Source organism: Pseudomonas sp. ok266 (assembly GCF_900110195.1).
GTDB lineage: Bacteria > Pseudomonadota > Gammaproteobacteria > Pseudomonadales > Pseudomonadaceae > Aquipseudomonas > Aquipseudomonas neuropathica.
In genome coordinates this window covers 49,207-69,256 of record NZ_FOCU01000012.1, presented here as the reverse complement: position 1 = coordinate 69,256, position 20,050 = coordinate 49,207, and the positions used below count along the sequence as shown (strand labels likewise).

Genomic DNA, 20,050 nt, shown 5'->3' with positions numbered 1-20,050 from the left:
CACAATCACTGTGGGAGCGAGCTTGCTCGCGAAGGGGCCAGCCAGGTCATCACAAATTTCAGATCAATTTCAAACCCAAGCCACCGCCAACAACCCCGCCCCCAACACCGCACACAACGGCGAATACACCCAGGTGTCCAGTCGCGCAAACCGCGAATCCTTCACGTCCTTGAAGAATCCGACCAGATTCGAATCACCGATCGCCCGGGCAAACATCAACAGCGCAATCGCGCTGATCACCCATTGCAGCGCTTTGTGTGTCACCGCCGGCACTCCCCAGCCAACCCGCATACACACCAACGCCGCAATCACCAACAATGCCGCCGCCACAATCAACGTGAGCCAGCCTGACGGCTTGAACGCCGGCCGTACCGTTGCGACAAATCCGCGCACCGGCACCTGCGGCACCACCACCGCTGCCGCCCACTGCCCACCCAGCGCCCAATACACGTGCATCAAGGCGATCACCGCAAACGTTGTCACCAGCCATTGAGCCAACACAAAGGTCATGGTTGAAATCCTTGGAAAGGGATTTGAACAAATCAGCCTAGTCGCATTTTTTCCAAGTGCACGACCGATCAGCGGTACGGTAAAGTGCCGCCCCATGAAATTCTCCCGTTCCGATCGCTCACTACTGGCCTGGATGCTTTATTGCTGCGTCCTGTTCAACGTGTTCGCCTGCAGCATCGGTCACGGACAAATGGTTGGCATGCAGCTGAACGGTATCGGCGGCCAGTTCTGTACAGTCGACCCGGCCACTCAAGCGCCGCTCGCCAGCAACCCCACTGAAGAACAACTGCCGACCCTGTCCAAGGCATTTGGCTGCCCGCTGTGCTCGGTCGGCGGCGGCATGGGCCCGGCGTTCAACTCCAGCCTGACGCTAGCGATCCTGCCCGAACAACACAGCCCACCACTGGCGCCCATCGTCAGCGCCGACCTCCCTGCCCGCTTCACCTGGCCGTCGGCCAATCCTCGCGCCCCACCGCTCGCCTGAGTGTCTCTGCCTTTTTGATTTGTCAGCCCACTGCGCCAACGCGCGGCGTTTGCCTGTGCGCTGACTCCTAGACAAGCATTCAGGATTCAATGATGAAACAACTCACTCTGCTGGCGAGCCTGTGCGGCTGCCTGTCCGTTAACGTCTGGGCGCAATCCACCGTGGATCTGGCGCCGATCACCATCGATGGCGAGTCCGGCGCAGAACCGGGTCTGAGCCTCGACCAATCCAGCGGCATGGCGTCGCGACTGGGTTTGAGCGTGCGCGACACGCCGGCCTCGGTGGCCATCGCCAATCGCAATGACATCGAACGCCATGGCGCGCAGAACTTCCAGGACGCCGCCAACACCTTGCCTGGGGTCAACGCCAGCGCACCGCCGGGGTTCGGCGGCTTCGTCTCCTATCGTGGCTTCACCAGCAGCCAGATCACCCAGATGTTCAACGGCATCAACGTCTCCGGCGGACTCGCGCGGCCCGTCGATTCATGGATCTATGATCGTGTGGAACTGGTCGGCGGCCCGTCGTCGCTGATCAACGGCGCAGGCTCGGTGGGGGGATCGCTGAACTACGTGACCAAACTCGCCACCCGTGATGAACAAGCGGTTGAAGGCCGGGTCAGCTACGGCACCTACGACACCAGCGAAACCGCTTTCGGCCTCAACCACGCCCTCACCGACCCGAGCGCCGACGTGCAGCACTACGCGCGCCTCGACGTCAGTCACAACACCAGCAACGGCTACATCGACCGCCAGGAGCGCGATGCCTGGAGCGTGGCGTTCTCGCTGCTCAGCGATCTCACACCCGACCTGTCGCACACGTTGGCCCTGGAATATCAGGATGAACACGAAGACAGTCCGTACTGGGGCACGCCCGTGCTCAATCCCAAGGCCGGCGAGTTGAAGATCGATAAACACAACCGCTTCAATAACTACAACGTCGAGGACGGTCGCTACGAGCAGCGGACGATCTGGGTCCGTTCGATCATCGACTACCGGATCAACGACAGCACCACCCTGCGCAATACGCTGTACCACCTCGACAGCCAACGCGATTACCGCAACCTCGAAACCTACCAGTACAACGCCGACAACACCGCGGTGAATCGCTCCACAGCGTATCAGGTGCGTCATCAAGGCGAGCAGAACGGCAACCAGTTCGAGTTGCGCCATGACAACACGCTGTTCGGTCTCGATACGACGTGGTCGGGGGGCTTCGAATACAAGGTCAACCAGACCACCAACTCGCCGCTGAACGTCAAAGGCGCTAGCTCGGTTGACCCGAACAACTACCGTCCGGGGCATTTTTACGACATCCCGGGCACCAACCCCAAGCTGATCAGCGAGAAAACCAACGAGGTCACCACCAAAGCATTGTTCGTGGAAAACCGTTTAGCGTTGACCGACAAACTGTCGCTGCTCACCGGCCTGCGCTATGACGACATTGACCTCGATGTGACCAACCATCGCACGGTAACCGCCACCAACCCGAAACACCTCAAGCGCAGTTGGGAACCAGTCACCGGCCGCGCCGGCCTGACTTACCAATTCATTCCGTCGGCCAACGTCTACGTGCAATACAGCACCGCCGCCGAGCAACCGAACGGCACGCAGGACTTCGACGTTTCCACCGGCAAACAATGGGAGATTGGCAGCAAATTTGATTATCTGAACGGGCGCGGCTCGGCGACGATTGCGGCCTACACCATTGAGCGAAAGGACTTCGCCGTGACCGATCCGCTGGACCCGACCAGCAGTATTCCGGTCGGTCAGCAGACGTCGAAAGGTTTAGAGATCGCCAGCTCGTTTCGGATCACCGACAAGCTGTTGGCTGAAGGCAACTTCGCTTGGGTCGATGCGCAATACGATGATTTCACCGAAAAGAATGCCGCCGGCGTGGTGGTATCACGCAAGGGCAACACGCCGACCAACGTGCCGGATCGGGTTGGCAATCTGTGGCTGACTTATGATTTTTCGCCGCAATGGCAAGGTGGGGTGGATGCACGATATGTGGCGTCGGTGTATGCCGATACTGCGAATACCATGACCGTGCCGTCGTACACATTGTTCGGCAGCTTTCTCAGCTACAAGGTTGATTCGCATACCACCGTCACCGGGCGCGTGCGTAACCTGACCAATGAGGTGTATGCCGAGTTTGCGCATGTTTCGCCGGCGTATTACCTCGGAACACCGCGTACCTTCGAATTGGCGGTGGCTACCAAGTTCTAAAAACTTCGCGAGCAAGCTCGCTCCCACAGTGGATATGTGTCGTTCACAAAACCAATGTGGGAGCGAGCTTGCTCGCGAAGAGGCCGGCCGCTACGGCCTCTATTTAAGATCAGCCGAAACCTTCTCCGCCACATCCTTCGGCAACCAGGCCTGCCACACATCCGGGTGGGCCTTCATGAAGGCCACCGCCGCATCACGCGGCGCCGTGTGCTTCTCGCTCATCTCGGCCAACGCCTTGTTCAACGGCTCGATCGGAAAGTCCACTTTGCTGAAGAATTCGGCAATTTGCGGATATTGCTTCTGGAACGGCGTAGACACACCAATCGATAGCTTCGAAGCCAGCGACCGGGTCGGTTTCGGATTGGGATTATCGGCATCGGTCAGCGTCTTCCACGCCTCGGCATCAAACGGCGGCTCTTCCAGTTGCACCAGTTTGAATTTGCCCAGCAGCGGAGTCGGTGACCAGTAGTAAAACAGCACCGGCTTACCGCGACGAATCGAAGAACTGATCTCAGCGTCCAGTGCCGCACCGGAGCCACTGCGGAAATTGGTGTAATCGTCCTGCAGACCATAAGCCGTCAGCTTCTGCTTGTTGACCACTTCCGACGTCCAGCCGATCGGGCTATTGAGGAACCGACCCTTGCTCGGGGTTTCCGGGTCCTTGAACACGTCCTTGTACTTTTTCAGATCACTGACGCTGCGCAGATCCGGCGCCAGCGGCTTGATGCCTTTGGCCGGGTCGCCCTTGATCACGTACTCCGGCACCCACCAGCCTTCGGTGGCGCCCTTGACCGTGTCACCGAGGCTGACGACTTTTCCTTCGGCCTCAGCCTTAACCCACACCGGACTGCGACCGGCCCACTCCTCGCCAATGACCTGAATGTCATTGTTGGCCAGTGCGGTTTCCAGCGTGATGGTGGTGCCAGGCAACGTGTCGGTCGGCAAGCCGTAGCCCTTCTCGACGATGACCCGCAGAACATCGGTAATCAGGCTGCCGCTTTCCCAGTTCAGGTCGGCAAAATGGATCGGCGCCTGCGCGGCCAGCACCGATGGCGCTGATGTCAGCAAACCAAACGTGGCCACGCTGGCGGCCAATAACCGTCGAAATCCGTTCATGCATTGCACCTCGTGCTGTTCACAGCAATGGCAGGATGGCCTGACAGAAGACCGCAAGCCTCTGAATACTCAGTCAACTGACTGTAGCCGAGGTTCCTGCTTTTTCCGGGCCATGCTGCGGACGAGGTTATGAATCAGACTTTTCCTGCAGGCTTTGCAGCTCGCGTCTGACCATGCTGGCGTATTCCGCGGGGCGCAACTGATAGATCTGCGCAGCCAGCCAATTCAGCCAGGCACCTTGCAGTTGCGCCTTGGCGGCGAACAACCGCTGGGCTTCCTCGCGTGCAGTGTCGAGGTTCTGCGAATGGAAATCCGCGCGGCTCACTCGCTGGCCTTGAACGTCACCAGTTCGCCCTTGCGCCACTTGGCGGCTTTGGCCGTAACGGCTTTCAGCGTCTTGGTCAGGCCTTCCTGCAATTGCTCATGGGCGGCGAACACGGTCACCACGCTATGGCCTTCCTTGAACAGGATGGCGTGCCCGTCAGCGGTATCGACGAAAGCGTAATCGCCCAGTCCATAGACCGTGAGTTTGATTTCGCGAAAACGCAGATCCATCTTGCCGCCTTCGCGGCTGGGCAAGACCGATGCACTGAAATGATCGCCGACCTTGAGCTTGAGCCCCGGTTTGTCATCGACCACCAAGGCACTTTCGGTGTCGATCTCGGCCACGTAAATGCCTTCGGCGTTCTGCTCGGTGATGTAAACAAAACGCGACTGGAACAGCTTGACCAGCTTTGCACGCAAATCACCCAACACGAACAAAGCATGCATATCGAGATTACTGACTGCCAAAGAAACATCCCCACATCTGAAAAAACCGCACACGGAAAACGCGCACGGCAAAAAAACGGCCAGGCCGATGTCACTGCAAACAAATCAATAAAGCCCGAATCGAGCAGAGTGCTCATTCAACGCGAGGTTGGTAAGACTACTGGATTGTCACTCGGGAAACTCATCCCGATGTCGCCAAAACCTGAAGGAAAAATCCTCAGCGTCGGCAAGAGCAGTCTGACTACGAACTTTAGGGAAAATTCTCACGAAAAAAAGCACTTCTCCGACATATCGCTGGCGAAAAATTGCTTTAGATAAGCCCTGTCGTCAACAGGTACTGGCGATTCTAGAGCAGCGATGCTCATTCCGACTACCCGAAACGGCCGGTAAATACCGGCCAACTGATGAAAAGGACTTCATATGTGCACTCGGACTCACTTTGCCATGACCGTTGACGCCCGGATCGAATCGCCGCTGATACTAAGTGCCACCACGATCAACGACGATTACCCGCGTTTCCAAGTGGTACCCGCCGGCAACGCCTTCTTCCATATAAAGGAAACATCGACCGGGCGCGTAAGAGGTTTCCGTGAAGATCACAACGAAGCCTGCGCCCTCGCCCGCTCACTTGAGTCAAAGATCGAACTCCTGGCGAATGGCTGCCTCAGATAAAGAGAGCGACCGATTGTGCCATCCCGGCGCAAATCAAAAAGGAGAACACGATGGATCTGGAAGGTTATAACTTGAAAACTCTGTTCGATCAGTTAGGTCTTCCTTCAGAAGGACCGGAGATCGACGATTTCATCGACGCGCATCCTCTCGACGCTGACACCAAACTGGTCGATGCCCATTTCTGGTCGGACTCTCAAAGGCAAACGCTGCAAGAGTGGATCAGCAAAGACGATGACAGGGCAATCGTCTTCGACGAGCTGAACGTACGCCTTCACGACGGCAAGTAACCGAACTCAGTGCAGGCTGTCACCACACTCGGCTTGCAATTGCGCGAGCCACGCAGCCTTGCACTCCTCGGCCTCGTTGCGACTGGCAAACGCGGTGCCGCGACGCTCGCCATTGAGCAAAACCACCCAGCACACGCTCTGCCCCATTGCGCGCAAACCGGCCGGTACGCCACTGCCGATCATCACGGCAACATCAACTCTGCACTGCATGCAGCCCCCGAAATCATTAGCAACCTAACTAAGCGGGCAGATTAATGGTTTCTTTCGAGCGGAAACAGCAAGCTCCGTGCACAGATTCATTGCACCGCAAGTAACAATCCCTCAGCGCGGTTTCTCCGGCTTATAGCCCAAACGCAATCCACCCCAGTGCCGCCCCTTGATCGTGATCGGCACCGACAGGTCATGCATCAGTTCACCGGTGTCGCGGGTGTAAGTCTGCAACAGCACCGGTTGCTGATGGCTGCCGCAGCGAATACCGGTGCGATCCGCGAACTTGCGTTTGGTGCGATTGTTCACCGCATCGACCTGCGCATCGCCAGTCAACGGCTGACTGAACTGCTGATTGTGCGTTGGCACATAACCTTGCTGCGTGCAGGCAATGGCGAACACCAACCCCTCGTGACGCGGCAACAATGGCTCCTGAATCGCCGGCAGCACCTGATCGGTGTAACGGTCGAAACGGGTCTGAAACTTCGCCGGTTGGGTATTCGGGATCGGTTGATACTGGCGATCAAACAGATCCTCCAGGCTAATCTTTCCTTGTTCGACATCCGCCTCGAACCGCGCGGCAATCTGGCTCGCCCCTTCGCGGGCCAGATCGTAGATGCGCTGGTGATAGTCATCCAGACCGACTTCGGCCAGCCGCTCGCTGATGGTTTCCGCCTGCCCTTCCATTTGCACCGCCGCTTCAGCGAGACGGCGAGTCTGTTGATCGCTGATCGCCAGATCGCTGCGCATCTGCTCGATGGCCTTGAACAGGCTGTCGAGTTGCTCGCGATTGGTTTCCGCACCCTGAGCGATTTCACCGACCTGGCTTTCCACCCCCGCAGCCAGTCGCGCGATGTTCTGCAGATGCTGGCCGGTGTGTTCGACCTGCTCGACACCGGTCTGCAGATCACTCGACAACTCGCGAATCTGCTCCACCACCTGCGCCGTGCGTTGCTGAATGTCGGCGACCATCTCACCCACTTCACCGGTGGCCGACGCCGTGCGCGCCGCCAATCCACGCACTTCATCCGCGACCACGGCAAAACCGCGCCCATGCTCACCGGCTCGCGCTGCCTCGATCGCCGCGTTCAATGCGAGCAGATTGGTTTGACTAGCAATCGACTGAATTACCAGGGTCACGCGCTGAATATCGTCACTGCGCAGGCTCAAGGCTTCGATCAACTCACGGCTGGCATTGGCGCGCTGACTGAGTTGATGCATGCGCGCGATCGAATCCACCAGTTCCGTGCGCCCCGCCGCGCTGCTGTGATGCGCCTGACTGGCCGCCTCAAGCGCGGCACGGCTGAGTTGTGAAGTGGCGTGTTCAGTCGCGATCATCACCTCGGCGTTGCTGACGATCCGCGCCGCCGCATCGAGTTGCGATTCGAGTTTGCTCGCCAGTTCCTTCACCGAAAACGCCACGCCGGCCGCCGACAAGGCGTTATGGCTGGTGGTGTAGGAAAGGTCGCGGGTCAGTTCGGACATGGCGCTGCCCGTGTCGGCAGGCTGGGCATCGGGGATGGCGCGGGAACGCAAGCGCGGTAGCCAGACAATCAGCACCGCTAGCGGCATGCCAATGTACAGCGACCATCCACCCAGCGTCATGCCGGCCAGCAACAGCATCAGGGCGATGCTTTGCAGGGTCGGCGCGATCCAGCGGTTTTTCGGCAAAAGCACTGGTGCAGGCAAAGCCCCAACCAGAGATCCGTCTCTCGTCATATCAACACCCCACGCTTGTTCTCATTATTGTGACTGCATTAAACGCCACTACAACGCCATTATCCATGGTCCGTTAGTCGTGGGGTCTGTGGCAGGTCAATGGAACGGCGCGGGCTTATTGCAGACGAGCAAAAACAAAGATCGCAGCCTTCAGCAACGCCCATGTAGGAGCTGCCGAAGGCTGCGATCTTTTCAAGGTGCCCTGTTGAAAGGGTCACCCCACAGAATCAGGCCTGACGCTGGTGCTTGTCGATCTGCTCGTGACGCTCTTGAGCTTCGATGCAGTACTTGGTGGTCGGGCTGATCAGCAGGCGCTTCAGGCCAATGGCCTCGCCGCTGTCGTCGCACCAGCCAAAGCTGTCTTCCTTGATGCGCTCAAGGGCTTGTTCCAGTTGCGGCAGCATGCGCTGGTCGCGATCGATCGCGTTCACCAGCCAAGTGCGCTCTTCTTCAACCGAAGCCGCGTCCGCCGGGTCAGCCGGGGTGTCCAGGCTTTCGATGGCGATACGGTTTTGCTCAATGCGCTCGTGGGTTTCGACTTTCATGTTCTGCAGCAGCTCAGTGAAGAAAGCGTGCTGCTCTGCATTCATGTAGTCATCTGCCGGCATGGCCAGCAACTTGTCCTTTGTCATTGATATCTCTATAAAAAAACGTGCATTAAGGCGAATTAGGGAGCGTTTCGGCGAACCGCGTGCGGTCGGCGAAAAGGCATCGTTTATTGCAAATGCCACCCGGCACTCAATTTACGAGGGGCGGCAGTCTAAGGCCCGATCGAGGCCTCAGCAACTGTAAATACAGGGAATTTGTCCGACAACGCCCGGAAACTGCTCTGACACAGGGTTCACACGGCCATCGGAGTGCGTTTATAGCAAGAAATTCAGTCGAGCGGCTGTATATAGAAGACAAACGGCTAACCACGCAGCGCCCAGACGCAGTTTTTTACCACGCACTGCATCGTTTCAGCAAAGCAGAACCGCAAAAGCCCCCCTAATATCAGGCCCACCGTGTGATCAATCAGCCTGAAGGATGACCTATGCCCCGCCCCGATCTGCCGGCCACCGACGAGGTCTCACTCGTCAGCCCCCCGATCAATGCCGAGCGCCTGCTGCAACTGATCACCGACGAATACGACGCCCTGCCGCGCCAGCTCAAACGCATCGCCAGCTACATCAGCCAACAGAGCGACCGGATCATGGTCGACCGCATCAGCGACATCGCCCGCGAGTGCGAAGTGCACCCGTCCGCCATCGTGCGCTTCTCGCAACGCTTCGGTTTCAGCGGCTTCAGCGAAATGCAGGCGCTGTTCCGCAGCGCCTACACGCACAAAGCCTCGCCGGTGCAAAACTACCAGCAACGCATCCGCAGCATGATCGCCGACCAGTCGCAGCAAGCCAGCGCCGGCGACCTCGCCCGCGAATGCATCGACGCCACCCGCTCCGGCATCGAACGCCTGGGCCGCGAACTCGACGACGCCGCGTTCGAAAAAGCCGTCGACCTGATCGTCAACGCCGACAACATTTATGTCGTCGGCGTGCGCCGCTCCTTCGCCGTCGCCGACTACCTCGTTTACAACTTGCAACACACTCAGAAAAAAATTCATCTGGTGTCCGGGCTCGGCGGCAGTTATCGAGAGCAGATGCGCAGCGTGCGCGCGAACGATCTGGTCATCGCCATCAGCTTCGTGCCCTACGCCAAGGAAACCCAACATTGCCTGCGCTTCGCCCGCCAGCAACAGGCCAACACCCTGATCCTCACCGACAGCCAGCTCTCGCCGCTGGCGAAACTCGCCCACAGCGTATTGCTGGTCAACGAAGGCAGCGCCCTCGCCTTTCGTTCGTTGAGTGCGACGTTGTGTTTGTGTCAGGCGTTGTTTGTGGCGGTGGCTTATCGGCTGGAACTGAATGTTGATGAGATTCACGAACAACCCGGCTTCGACGACTGACAATTGCCTCAGCGTCGGCTAGGTTATGCCTTCCCACCGGTTTGACTTGAAGGAACGCGTCATGAAACTGATCGGCATGCTGGACTCCCCTTACGTGCGCCGCGTGGCGATCTCCGCCAAACGCCTTGGCATCGACCTCGAACACGAGTCAGTCTCGGTGTTCCGCCACTTCGAGCAATTCCAGCAGATCAACCCGGTGGTCAAAGCCCCCACGCTGATCCTCGACGACGGTGTGGTCCTGATGGACTCGACCCTCATCCTCGACTACCTCGAAGCCAGTTCCGGCAAAAGCCTGCTGCCAACCGACCTGAAACAACGCGCCCACGCCCTGCGCCTGATCGGCCTCAGCCTCGCCGCCTGCGAAAAAGCCGTGCAGCTATATTACGAACGCAACCTGCGCCCGGCCGACATTCAATACCAGCCGTGGGTCGAACGCGTCGAAGGCCAACTCGCTGCCGCGTTCACCGCCCTCGAACACGAACTGGAAAAAACCGGCCTGCCCACCGACGGCACCCTCACCCAGGCCGGCATCAGCCTCGCCGTCGCCTGGAGCTTCACCGGCCTCGTCGTCCCCGACCAGATCGACACCCGCCGCCACCCCCACATCGCCCAATACACCGCCTACGCCGAAACCCTCGAAGCGTTCGTCAGCACCCCGATGACCTGACCATGAGCACCACCGAAACCGCCGCCCCGGCGTTAAAGGAAATCTTCAACGCCGAGCGCTTGCAGCACATCGCCCGCGAAATGAGCGCCGTGTACCCGGCGTTCAAGGCCAAGGCGTTTCTCAAACACGCTCAGGACGGACTCGCCGAATTATCAGTGATGCAACGCATGGCCCGTGTCAGCGAAAGCCTGCACGCCGTGTTGCCGCTGGATTACCAAGATTCCCTCGATGTATTGCGTGAACTCGCGCCAAGACTGAACAGCGGATTCGTCAGCATGTGTTTGCCGCATTACGTCGCCAGCTACGGCGGACATGCGTTCGACACCTCCATGGACGCCCTGAAGTACTTCACCACCTTCGGCTCCTCCGAATTCGCCATCCGCCACTTTTTGCGCAGCGACCTGGAGCGCTCGCTGGAACGGATGCACGACTGGACCCGAGACGAAAACCACCACGTTCGACGGTTAGCCAGCGAAGGCAGCCGCCCTCGCCTGCCTTGGTCGTTTCGGTTGGACGCGGTGCAGGCGGATCCGCAGTTGGCAGCGGGGATACTGGATCGGTTGAAGGCGGATGAGAGTTTGTACGTGCGCAAGTCCGTGGCGAATCATTTGAATGATGTGACGAAGGTGCATCCGGAGTGGGTGTTGGAGACGATTGAAGGTTGGTCGTTGGAGAACAAGCACACGGCCTGGATTGCGAAGCATGCGTTGCGGAGTTTGATCAAGCAGGGGGATTTAAGGGCGCTGACGGTGATTGGTGCGGGGGCGAAGGCTGAAGTTGAATTGTTGGATGTGCGGGTTGAGCCGGCGGTGGTTAGGTTGGGGGAAGCGATTACTTTGTCGTTTGTGGTGAAGTCGACGGTGGCGCATGAGCAGCGGTTGGTGATTGATTATGCGATTGACTATGTGAAGGCGAATGGCGGGGTTTCGGGGAAGGTTTTTAAGTTGAAAACGGTGGTGTTGGCGGGGTTTGAGAGTGTGGTTGTGGGGAGGCGGCAGGTGATTAAAAACTATACGACGCGGAAGCATCATGGTGGACGGCATGAGGTTCGGATGATCGTTAATGGCGGGGTTTTAGCTAGTACCGCATTCAATATTTTCATAGAGTTTGAGCCAAATTCGCACTGAAATATTTTTGTAAATGCCAAAAACCAGCTTGCAAGCAGGATTTTTCAGACAAATGATCAGATGTCAACTAAAACCATCTAACCCAATCGCTTCTAAAATCGTCTAATGCTGATCACTCATCGTAAGGGTCTTTTAGAGGAGAGCACTGGACTCTATGAATACTTTCGATCCAAAGGATTAGGCCTCCATCGTGATTGAGACGACCTAGGCAGCCCTGCTATGCACACGCAATAATGGCCTTTTGCTTTTTTTAAGAATTTGATAATGTTGCTGAAATTTAGCAAAGGATTGACATATGCACTTGACTCCGTCTGACCCAGATATTGCGACTCTATATCGAAAGATACGAACCGACCGTCTTGATCTCCAGCCAAATTTCCAAAGGGGTGAAGTGTGGGGAAAAGGAAAAAAGCAAAGATTAGTGGATAGTGTGCTGAGAGGCTGGCACATTCCTCCTATCCATGTAATTCAAGTTCCCAATAGCGAACGCCAAGAAGTACTTGATGGTCAGCAGCGCCTAGCCGCGATCAGGGACTTCATGCAAAATGGTTTTCCTATAAATGGCGAGCAAGAACCCTTAGAGAAGTCCATATATGAATTAGATGGGCTATTTTGGGACGACCTGAGTGAAGAAATACAGGGAAAATTTGAAGATTTTACAATACGAGTACTGACCATCTCCGATTACAAACCTAGAGAACCAGGCGAGCTTTTTTATCGACTAAACCAACCTACAAATCTAACTTCTGCAGAGCAAAGAAACGCCTACTTTGGCGAAGCAAGACAGCAAATCAAGAAACTAACAGAGTTCATGGAGGAAATAGGATTCAGCCGAGAACTCATGGGGTTTTCAAACTCACGAATGGCCTATGACGATATACTTGCAAAATTCTTACTAACACTAGAAAGCGGAACACTTACAAAAAAAATAACGGCAAACACTGTCACCAGTAGGTACAGAGAATCTACTGGCTTCTCTGACATATTGATCAGAGCCGCCATGGATTGCTTAGAAATTCTACATGATTGCCTCACGAATAGAAAAAGTGCCAGCAAACTGAACAAAGCAACAATCTCCTCCTGGCTAATATTTATCTATCGCGCACTACAAGAAGAGCTAGATTTAAATACTATATTAGATTTTTATGGGCGCTTCGAATACTTGCGAGAAAACCATGAAGACGTCATTAGGAAGGATTCAATACCAAGTGGCATCACACATTCTTTCCTGATGAAAGTTATGCAAATCTATCAAGATCGAGCAAGTTCTCGCGTTGCAGATACAAGCTCCGTGATATTAAGAGACGCTATTCTTTGGGGAATGTATGCATCGTTCAACCCAAAGGACATTGAGACCACTACTCCATTATTAGAGCTACATGCTCAGTTTCACTATCTGAGTTCACGAAACGATCATGGCTTTAGCGAAGCAAACCTGAGCAAAGCAACACGCGACCTACGATGGGGAGATGCGTTGTGATCGTCTTAAAGGAGGCTAGAATTGATGACTATTGGAAAATCTTCAAGAATCGCAATTACTCACTAAAGCTGACCTCGCTTAGAATACTAAACCACGAAATCTTCGAAAAACTGGAACTTGGTCTTTTTGGAGGAGTTAACATTTTCGTAGGCAGGAATGGCGTTGGAAAAAGCAATTTAATGCGATTAATTTATAATTGCATGATAGCTGAAGGAAGCAATCGTACTGCGTTTTCAACCCCCATAATTAGCAGAGCCCAAATAGAACTAGATTTGCAGATAGGCACACAAAACATTACTAGAGGAGGCAACCAGGCTCTCGACGGTTCGGATCAAGCCGATGTGACATCGTTCATGTTCGACCCATGCACGCTGATTCCAATACTCCAACAGATGCTGTTACAACAATCAAACTTCGTCGAACTAGTCGAACAGCACGGACAAAACTCTGCGAACGAGGAGGAATTAAAACTCATAAACTACTTAACGGGGAATGAATACTCCAAGGTAGTTATCACTACGATTGAAGGGGAATTTGATGACTACCCTGCGTTTCCTTACTTCAGCGTTCAATTAGACACGGTCGAATATGACAGCTCCTCTATGGGAATGGGAGAGCTTTCTCTATTTTATTTCTGGTGGCTGGTTAGCTATATGGACCGTATGGAGGGGCAGAAGATCTTATTGATTGAAGAACCAGAGAGCTTTTTGCCGCCTGCTAGTCAAAAGCGCTTGGCCAATTTGATTGCAATGACGTGTGCCACTCAGGGAGTGAGTTTGGTATTATCTACCCACTCCGAGCACATTCTGAGTCGTATGCCGTCAAATAGTATGCACCTAGTTCTACGAACTGAGGGCGGCATTTGCAGTTATCCAGTCTCAGGTGGAACGGTGAGTCACATGGATAGCTTAGGTTTGATAGTGCCTAAACTCGGAATGCTGTTTTTGGAGGATATTGGAGGAATTCTTTTCGCCAAATCACTTTTTAATAGATCCACTCAATTCTCTATTGATAATTTCTACTATCACAACTCCGGCTCTGAAAGTGAAATAACCACAGACATCAAACGTTTAGCTCCAGCTCAGAAGGGTTGGTTGTTTGCTGGCTTATATGATGGCGACTGCCGAACAAAAAAACTAAACATACCTACAAGTGGAAAGCATTTTTTTCTTCCTGGCAACGAGGCTCCAGATGAACTTCTGACAAAACACTTTAAATCAAAATCATCGACAGATCTTTCTAAAAAATTGATGAGACCTCTAGCACTGATTATCCAGGCCAAAGCTACTGCCTCGGGGTCTGACTTCCATGATTACTTTCATTTAGTTGGCGGCGTCCTAGGAATGGATTTCAATCGAATCTATTCTTCTGCATGTGATATATGGATAGATGATAATACTGAAGCGTTAGAGTTATTCATCAGGGATGCAAGTCATACTTTACTTAACTCCAGAGCATAGCAGTGACAAAGGTAGTTTCCATTGAGTTACTGCCAAAAAAAACAATCACCAACAAATTACAAAATACTGAAATCAAGGGTGATAGGGGTTAGACCGCATAGATCCAAAATGTGGCCCCCCCCTTTTTGCCAATATGCCTACTTCATTTAGGCTCGGGAGTTTCGCGGTAACTCTGATGAGTTGACGCATACCGCACGCAGGCTCCGTGTCATCATTTGATTCTGAAGCACCCGCGCCCTCTCTCCTCTCACAAAAGGGTTTACCGTTGATGCGGTGGATGGATCTGTCTACAGCCCACATTTTCATGAAATTGGACCTGACTAACGCTGGTTCTCACCAAGAGTATTCTGGATAGCTTTCTCCTGAGTGGGAGTTTTTGACCTAACAACCGGGGAAGATCAAAACGATCACAAAGTTACAAGCATTTTCATTAGCAAAGCGCCCAACTATTCAATTGCCGCGACTACCAACTCCCATACGGAATGCCGAACTTGTCGATATACCTCTTGGCTTTTTCACTCACTGGATAGGCGTAACGCCCACCGTGCTTCCCCTGCTCTGGCCCGAGAGGTTCAAGTTCACCTTGGGCATGAGCGACTTGGACCGGGCGATGGCATGAGTCTCTGACCCATGCTTGTAATACACCTCCTGGCGCTAGCCCCACGTACAGCGACGCCATGTATCGAGCGGCCTTTTCGGGTGTTTCTGGGCAACGTTGGTGCGTTGAGTCCACCATCAATTGCCTGGCTGATTCTGGGATTTCGATGAATCCCTTGTAGGTCTTCTGCTCTGATATGGACTGCCAACTGACGAAGATGAGTTTGGGAAGATCGGCACCGATTACCGGCATACCGGAACCACTGACAGTACCCCAACCTCGGGCAGACTCTGTGCCATCTTCTGGTTCACCTCCGGCTGCGGTTCTCCCGCCTGCCTTGAAAAACGTCCTGTTTTTGATGTCCAGAACTGTGTTGTCTTCTACCCAAACCTTCATGTAAGCCGGTTCAGTGAAGGCCAGTCCCCACCAATCGGATCTCGGATCGTTCTCGGCTGAAAGTGGGTCGGTAGCCTGGCATCCAGCTACCAGTAAAACACTCAACATTAATATGATTTGCTTCATTGGCGGACGGTTACCAACTCCCGTAAGGGATGCCAAATTTCTCGATATACCGCTTGGACTTTTCGGTGACGGGATACGCGTAGCGTCCTTGGTTTTTGCCTTGACTAGGCCCTAGCGGTTCGATCTCCGCCTGTGCTCTGGCGACATTGACAGGATGGTGGCATGAGTCTCTGACCCAGACTTGCACGACACCACCGGGCGCCAGGCCCAAGTGGATAGACGCGTTATAACGCCCCTTTTGTTCAGGTGTTTTTGCGCAGCGCTGGTTGACGGAGTCAAGCATGAGTTGTCTGGCTTCCTCTGGAATGTCGACCCAGACCTTATACGTTTGCGGTTCAGCAATGGATTGCCAACGGACATAGATCCGTTTGGGAAGATCAGCACCAACAACAGCTTTTCCTGTGCTTCCCACGCCATGCCAACCACGGGCAGAGTCTGTGCCGTCTTCCGGTTGGCCACCTGAGGCGGATCCTCCACCAGTGCGCAAGAACGTCTCACCCATGATGTCTTCCACTGCAGTGTCCTCTACCCAAACCTTCATGTAATTAGGCTCGGTGAACGCGAGTTCCCACCATGGAGACCTAGGATCATTTTTTGTGGAAAGCGGATCAGTTGACTGGCAACCGATAATTAACAAAGCACCAAGCATCGTTATCAGTTGTTTCATTGGGCGACAATTACCAACTCCCATAGGGAATGCCGTACCTGTCGATATACCGCTTCGCCTTCTCACTCACGGGATAAGCATACTGACCACCATTCTTACCCAACTCGGGTCCCAGCGGCTCCAACTCAGCCTGGGCACGAGCGACTTTCACTGGGCGCCGGCATAAATCTCTTACCCACACTTGCACCACACCACCCGGGGCGAGTCCCAAATAGACGGAGGCCATGAAGCGTGCGGTTTTCTCGGGAGTTTCCGGGCAGCGCTGATGGGTAGACGTCAGCATCACTTGCCTGGCTTCTTCAGGGATATCTACCCATGCCCGGTAAGTTTTTTGCTCCGGTATCGATTGCCAGCGGACAAAAATCCGCTTAGGTAGTCCTGCACCAATCACCGGCTTGCCCGTACCTCCAACACCAATCCAACCGCGCGCAGATTCTTTGTCGTCATTCGGCTCTGCACCGCTGGCGTTCCCTCCCCCGGCTCGCATAAAGGTCTTACCTTCAATATCCTCCACGGAGCTGTCTTCAACCCAAGCGTTCATGAAATAGGGTTTGATGAACGCCAGCTCCCACCACGGGTATTTGGGATCGTTTTCACCTGAGTTGGAGCTTGTTGCGTGACAGCCTGTGAAGGCCAAAGCGCTCAATAGAGCTACAAGTATTCTCATTACCAAAGCTTCCAATCAGCTACATGAGGATGCTGTACGCGAATGCCATCCTCCGTGGGTGCATTGATGTAGAAAAAGCGAGACAGATTTATTTTTTGAACATCACTTCGTTGAGATCTAGCTCTTCATAGGCCCCCACCTCCGTCTTATAGACGGAGATCGAGGATGTACCAAGTTTGGATTGTAAAAAATCAACAAGCATTCTGAGGTTGCAGTTTTTATACATGGAAGTCGGACGTACTACCATTGCCTTACCGAGGTCACCATCGTAGGTTCTGATGTGAAACTCAACCATTTCATTCCGAATCACGTAGTTGAAACCACGGTACTCATATCCCGCGTCGTGGTCGACATCATCGAAGCGTGTAGTTTTTTCAATTCTCAAAATAAATTCCCGTGATCCGACTAGCGCCAACCAAACGCCATGCGACACTCAGATAGCGTACGAGAACAGCCTCGTGAAGCGCTTCATTCAAGGCGAGGTTGGAGGTCAAAAAAACGCTACTCACCAACTCCCGTACGGAATGCCGTACTTTTCGATGTAACGTTTGGACTTTTCGCTAATGGGATATGCGTAGCGCCCTTGATTCTTCCCCTGACTGGGCCCCAGCGGATCGATCTCCGCCTGAGCTCTTGCCACCTTGACAGGACGGTGGCAAGAGTCTCTGACAAAAACCTGGACTACGCCTCTAGGAGCCAGCCCCAAATAGATAGAAGCGCTATAGCTAGCCTGCTGTTCCGGAGCTTCCGGACACCGCTGATTCACCGACTTCACCATCAGGTTCCTCGCCTCTTCGGGCACATCAACCCAAACCTGATATGTCTGTGGCTCGACAATTGATTGCCAGCGCACGTAAATACGCTTGGGAAGATCAGCGCCAATCACTGCTTTTGCAGCACCACCTACTGCGTGCCAGCCCCGAGCAGATTCTTTTCCGTCTTCAGGCTCCCCGCCTGCGGCTGTTCCGGACCCCGTGCGCTTGAATAGCTTGCCGTTGATGTCTTCTACGGCGCTGTCCTCAACCCACACTTTCATGTAATAGGGCTCGGTGAACGCAAGCTCCCAAGATTCGGATTTGGGGTCGTTCTTCGCCGACAACGGATCAGCAGATTGACAGGCAGTCATGAATAGCGCGCACAGCAGGGTCACAAGAACTTTCATTACCAAAGCGTCCAGTCAGGTACATGAGGATGTTGCACGCGGATTGAGTCTTCCGTGGGGGCGTTGATGTAAACCGCGTTGATCCCGCTGCCATCTTTTCGGCCAAGCGGATGGTTCCAGTTGGCTGAGGTGTGAATGTACTTCAATTTCAGCAATTCATCTTCCTGCGGGGTGACGCAGTAGTCCCCCGCCAAAAACCTATCGCACAGGGGTTGCAGCTCTTCAGGAATGGCCAGATCAGGCGTATCTGGAATGTCGTTGAATCGAGCGCCCTTTTCTTTTGCCAAACGGTGCATCACTCGCAGGTAGACCCTCGACAACATGCCACTCACCGGGCGTTTAAGCTGCAGAGCGGCGTACACGCGCTTCACATTGGGACTGAGTCGATCTTGCGGGCTGTTCGGCATCAGCATTGCGTCGGGCGTTACGATTTCAAGCATTTCCGTAGGCCAACCTTTGGCTAACCACTGGGTCTTGGCATTGACGGCATCACGGTAAATCGAGGTAGTCGTGACATCAGTATTCAAAGGCACGATCAGTGTTTGCATGGGACTTACAAGCACACATTCCTGTGCCTCTTCCAGATAGCCTCCGCCGATATCCGAATGCACACCCGGCAAGGTTATCTCCAAGTGATCCGCTTTGACGCGACTGAGTGCGAAGTTGGCGCGGCATTCGTCACGGGCAGACAACTGGACGACATCGGTAAAAAAACGACGATCAAGATAGAGTTTAACGCCGGTCGCTACAGCACTTTTGATGTTGCCCAGATTTGACCAACCCGCAATCGATGGGACGGTATCGAACAAGCCGATAAACCCCATGTTGATGTCACCTTTATACTGGTCGTTAAATTTAGGGCTGAAGGCTCTGGGCAGGTTTCTCAGCACGGTGCCAAGCGGGCCACGACTGGTGCGGACGATCTCATTGGCAAAATGTCGAGCCGCTGCGGCGCCACGACTGAAGCCAAACGTGTCGAACGTCAAGGAAGCGATTTCACTGCCAGGGTTATCGATCAAGACTCGGCTGATAGCTTGTTGAATGACAGGAAATGAGGACTCGACTCGACCGGCAACACCTGTTTCACCGCGTCCGGTGCCAGAACCGAATTTACTGTCTTCTTCTCCGGAGCGGGTGCCAATGCCCTCGATATAGACGACGCGAGAGGTTCGCTTCAGCGGCCCCTCTCCAACTGCGTCGGGTACGGCGTCATACAAGTCGCTCAGCCTTTTCACATTGCTGACATCGTTGCCGTAACTGCTATCAGGGTCGCTCATGTAAGGCTGACAGCTAGCAGGAATATCCTGAGGCGCAATCGGATGCTGCGCCCCACACAGCAATCCAGCCGCCGTGTTGTTCGCATTATTCCCAGTGCCATCAAAGAAAACCCCAATCCTCAACGCGATCCCGATTTTCTCAGGTTCGCGCGCAGGTTCTTTCCCGTGTTTCTCATATTCCGCCCAACGCTGGGCGTGAATATCGACGGGTTTGGCTTCTTCGTAGCGGTAGTTTTTCGGGGGGTTGGGTACGTAGCCACTCATCCGTGATTCCTGGTTCTGATCCTTGAGAACGGCCCGAAGGTTGACAGCCGAGGCTGGGGGGCGCAAGCCGTGGCCGTGTGCCAGCCAGGGTGTGACCGCGGGGTTAGACGAGGGTTTCCCCTCGTCGGGGTGGGGGTTAGCTGGCGATTTCGACGTTATCCAGCGCTTGGTTGACGGCGATTTCGCCGAGCATCACGACTTGGGCGATGCCCAGTGCGGTTTTGCG

22 protein-coding genes are annotated in these 20,050 nt (G+C 54.5%); 10 read left to right on the top strand and 12 right to left on the bottom strand.

Annotated elements, in window-relative coordinates; genetic code table 11:
* Positions 1–69: 69 nt before the first annotated feature.
* A complete protein-coding gene (locus tag BMY54_RS21985) occupies positions 70–510 on the bottom strand; it encodes a DUF3995 domain-containing protein (RefSeq protein ID WP_093437296.1) in 441 nt (146 codons plus the stop codon).
* 94 nt (positions 511–604) lie between these two features.
* Between BMY54_RS21985 and BMY54_RS21980 the strand changes: the two genes are divergently transcribed.
* On the top strand, positions 605–994 hold the full coding sequence (locus tag BMY54_RS21980) for a DUF2946 domain-containing protein (RefSeq protein WP_016982997.1): 390 nt from the start codon (positions 605–607) through the stop codon (positions 992–994).
* A 92-nt stretch (positions 995–1,086) separates the two neighbouring features.
* Positions 1,087–3,219, top strand: a complete 2,133-nt coding sequence (locus BMY54_RS21975; RefSeq protein ID WP_093437293.1) for a TonB-dependent receptor — start codon at positions 1,087–1,089, stop codon at positions 3,217–3,219.
* Positions 3,220–3,318: 99 nt separating this feature from the next.
* On the opposite strand, the gene BMY54_RS21970 is transcribed toward BMY54_RS21975, so the two are convergent.
* From BMY54_RS21970 to BMY54_RS21960, 3 genes are all read right to left on the bottom strand, one after another.
* The gene (locus BMY54_RS21970; protein WP_093437288.1) at positions 3,319–4,335 is read right to left on the bottom strand and encodes an ABC transporter substrate-binding protein; all 1,017 of its coding nucleotides are present in this window, start codon (positions 4,333–4,335) and stop codon (positions 3,319–3,321) included.
* A gap of 127 nt (positions 4,336–4,462) precedes the next feature.
* Entirely contained in the window at positions 4,463–4,660 is a 198-nt protein-coding gene (locus BMY54_RS21965) for a hypothetical protein (protein ID WP_093437284.1), read from the bottom strand.
* Entirely contained in the window at positions 4,657–5,106 is a 450-nt protein-coding gene (locus BMY54_RS21960) for a hypothetical protein (RefSeq protein WP_175559647.1), read from the bottom strand. The genes BMY54_RS21965 and BMY54_RS21960 overlap by 4 nt, the downstream gene beginning before the upstream one ends.
* On the opposite strand from BMY54_RS21960, the gene BMY54_RS30275 reads away from it, so the two are divergent.
* The 3 genes from BMY54_RS30275 (at position 5,101) to BMY54_RS21950 (ending at position 6,065) form a co-directional block, all read left to right on the top strand.
* Positions 5,101–5,424 carry a hypothetical protein gene (locus BMY54_RS30275; protein WP_139213432.1) on the top strand — a complete coding sequence of 108 codons (324 nt, stop codon included), beginning with the start codon at positions 5,101–5,103 and terminating at the stop codon, positions 5,422–5,424. The genes BMY54_RS21960 and BMY54_RS30275 overlap by 6 nt on opposite strands.
* 102 nt (positions 5,425–5,526) lie before the next feature.
* Complete coding sequence (locus BMY54_RS21955; protein WP_093437274.1) at positions 5,527–5,778, top strand: hypothetical protein; 252 nt, start codon at positions 5,527–5,529, stop codon at positions 5,776–5,778.
* A gap of 50 nt (positions 5,779–5,828) precedes the next feature.
* Positions 5,829–6,065, top strand: a complete 237-nt coding sequence (locus BMY54_RS21950) for a DUF2789 family protein (protein WP_093437270.1) — start codon at positions 5,829–5,831, stop codon at positions 6,063–6,065.
* Between the two features lie 6 nt (positions 6,066–6,071).
* On the opposite strand, the gene BMY54_RS21945 is transcribed toward BMY54_RS21950, so the two are convergent.
* The 3 genes from BMY54_RS21945 to BMY54_RS21935 all read right to left on the bottom strand — a co-directional run bounded on the left by BMY54_RS21945 (position 6,072) and on the right by BMY54_RS21935 (position 8,623).
* Positions 6,072–6,275 carry a hypothetical protein gene (locus BMY54_RS21945; protein WP_093437265.1) on the bottom strand — a complete coding sequence of 68 codons (204 nt, stop codon included), beginning with the start codon at positions 6,273–6,275 and terminating at the stop codon, positions 6,072–6,074.
* A gap of 111 nt (positions 6,276–6,386) precedes the next feature.
* A complete protein-coding gene (locus tag BMY54_RS21940) occupies positions 6,387–7,610 on the bottom strand; it encodes a methyl-accepting chemotaxis protein (RefSeq protein ID WP_371914458.1) in 1,224 nt (407 codons plus the stop codon).
* 608 nt (positions 7,611–8,218) lie between these two features.
* Complete coding sequence (locus tag BMY54_RS21935) at positions 8,219–8,623, bottom strand: TraR/DksA family transcriptional regulator (RefSeq protein ID WP_003225981.1); 405 nt, start codon at positions 8,621–8,623, stop codon at positions 8,219–8,221.
* A 401-nt stretch (positions 8,624–9,024) separates the two neighbouring features.
* Here BMY54_RS21935 and BMY54_RS21930 point away from each other — a divergent pair, with 401 nt between their 5' ends.
* The 5 genes from BMY54_RS21930 (at position 9,025) to BMY54_RS21910 (ending at position 14,667) form a co-directional block, all read left to right on the top strand.
* Positions 9,025–9,933 (top strand): MurR/RpiR family transcriptional regulator, encoded by a 909-nt coding sequence (locus BMY54_RS21930; RefSeq protein WP_093437256.1) that lies wholly within the window; start codon positions 9,025–9,027, stop codon positions 9,931–9,933.
* Between the two features lie 61 nt (positions 9,934–9,994).
* Positions 9,995–10,600 carry a glutathione S-transferase gene (locus tag BMY54_RS21925; RefSeq protein ID WP_093437251.1) on the top strand — a complete coding sequence of 202 codons (606 nt, stop codon included), beginning with the start codon at positions 9,995–9,997 and terminating at the stop codon, positions 10,598–10,600.
* A gap of 2 nt (positions 10,601–10,602) precedes the next feature.
* Positions 10,603–11,727, top strand: a complete 1,125-nt coding sequence (locus BMY54_RS21920) for a DNA alkylation repair protein (RefSeq protein ID WP_093437246.1) — start codon at positions 10,603–10,605, stop codon at positions 11,725–11,727.
* A gap of 295 nt (positions 11,728–12,022) precedes the next feature.
* Entirely contained in the window at positions 12,023–13,207 is a 1,185-nt protein-coding gene (locus tag BMY54_RS21915; RefSeq protein WP_093437242.1) for a DUF262 domain-containing protein, read from the top strand.
* Positions 13,204–14,667: an ATP-dependent nuclease gene (locus BMY54_RS21910; protein ID WP_175559646.1), complete on the top strand. Its 1,464-nt coding sequence runs from the start codon at positions 13,204–13,206 to the stop codon at positions 14,665–14,667. The genes BMY54_RS21915 and BMY54_RS21910 overlap by 4 nt, the downstream gene beginning before the upstream one ends.
* 463 nt (positions 14,668–15,130) lie before the next feature.
* Here the strand turns inward: BMY54_RS21910 and BMY54_RS21905 are convergent, their stop codons facing one another.
* The 5 genes from BMY54_RS21905 to BMY54_RS21880 form a co-directional block, all read right to left on the bottom strand.
* Positions 15,131–15,787, bottom strand: coding sequence for a DUF2931 family protein (locus BMY54_RS21905; protein WP_093437235.1), 657 nt, complete (start codon positions 15,785–15,787; stop codon positions 15,131–15,133).
* A gap of 10 nt (positions 15,788–15,797) precedes the next feature.
* Complete coding sequence (locus BMY54_RS21900) at positions 15,798–16,454, bottom strand: DUF2931 family protein (RefSeq protein ID WP_093437231.1); 657 nt, start codon at positions 16,452–16,454, stop codon at positions 15,798–15,800.
* 10 nt (positions 16,455–16,464) lie between these two features.
* A complete protein-coding gene (locus tag BMY54_RS21895; RefSeq protein WP_093437227.1) occupies positions 16,465–17,121 on the bottom strand; it encodes a DUF2931 family protein in 657 nt (218 codons plus the stop codon).
* Positions 17,122–17,626: 505 nt separating this feature from the next.
* The gene (locus tag BMY54_RS21885; RefSeq protein ID WP_093437218.1) at positions 17,627–18,283 is read right to left on the bottom strand and encodes a DUF2931 family protein; all 657 of its coding nucleotides are present in this window, start codon (positions 18,281–18,283) and stop codon (positions 17,627–17,629) included.
* Positions 18,283–19,824: a DUF2235 domain-containing protein gene (locus BMY54_RS21880; protein WP_093437214.1), complete on the bottom strand. Its 1,542-nt coding sequence runs from the start codon at positions 19,822–19,824 to the stop codon at positions 18,283–18,285. Before BMY54_RS21880 ends, BMY54_RS21885 begins: the two co-directional genes overlap by 1 nt.
* Between the last annotated feature and the right edge of the window lie 226 nt (positions 19,825–20,050).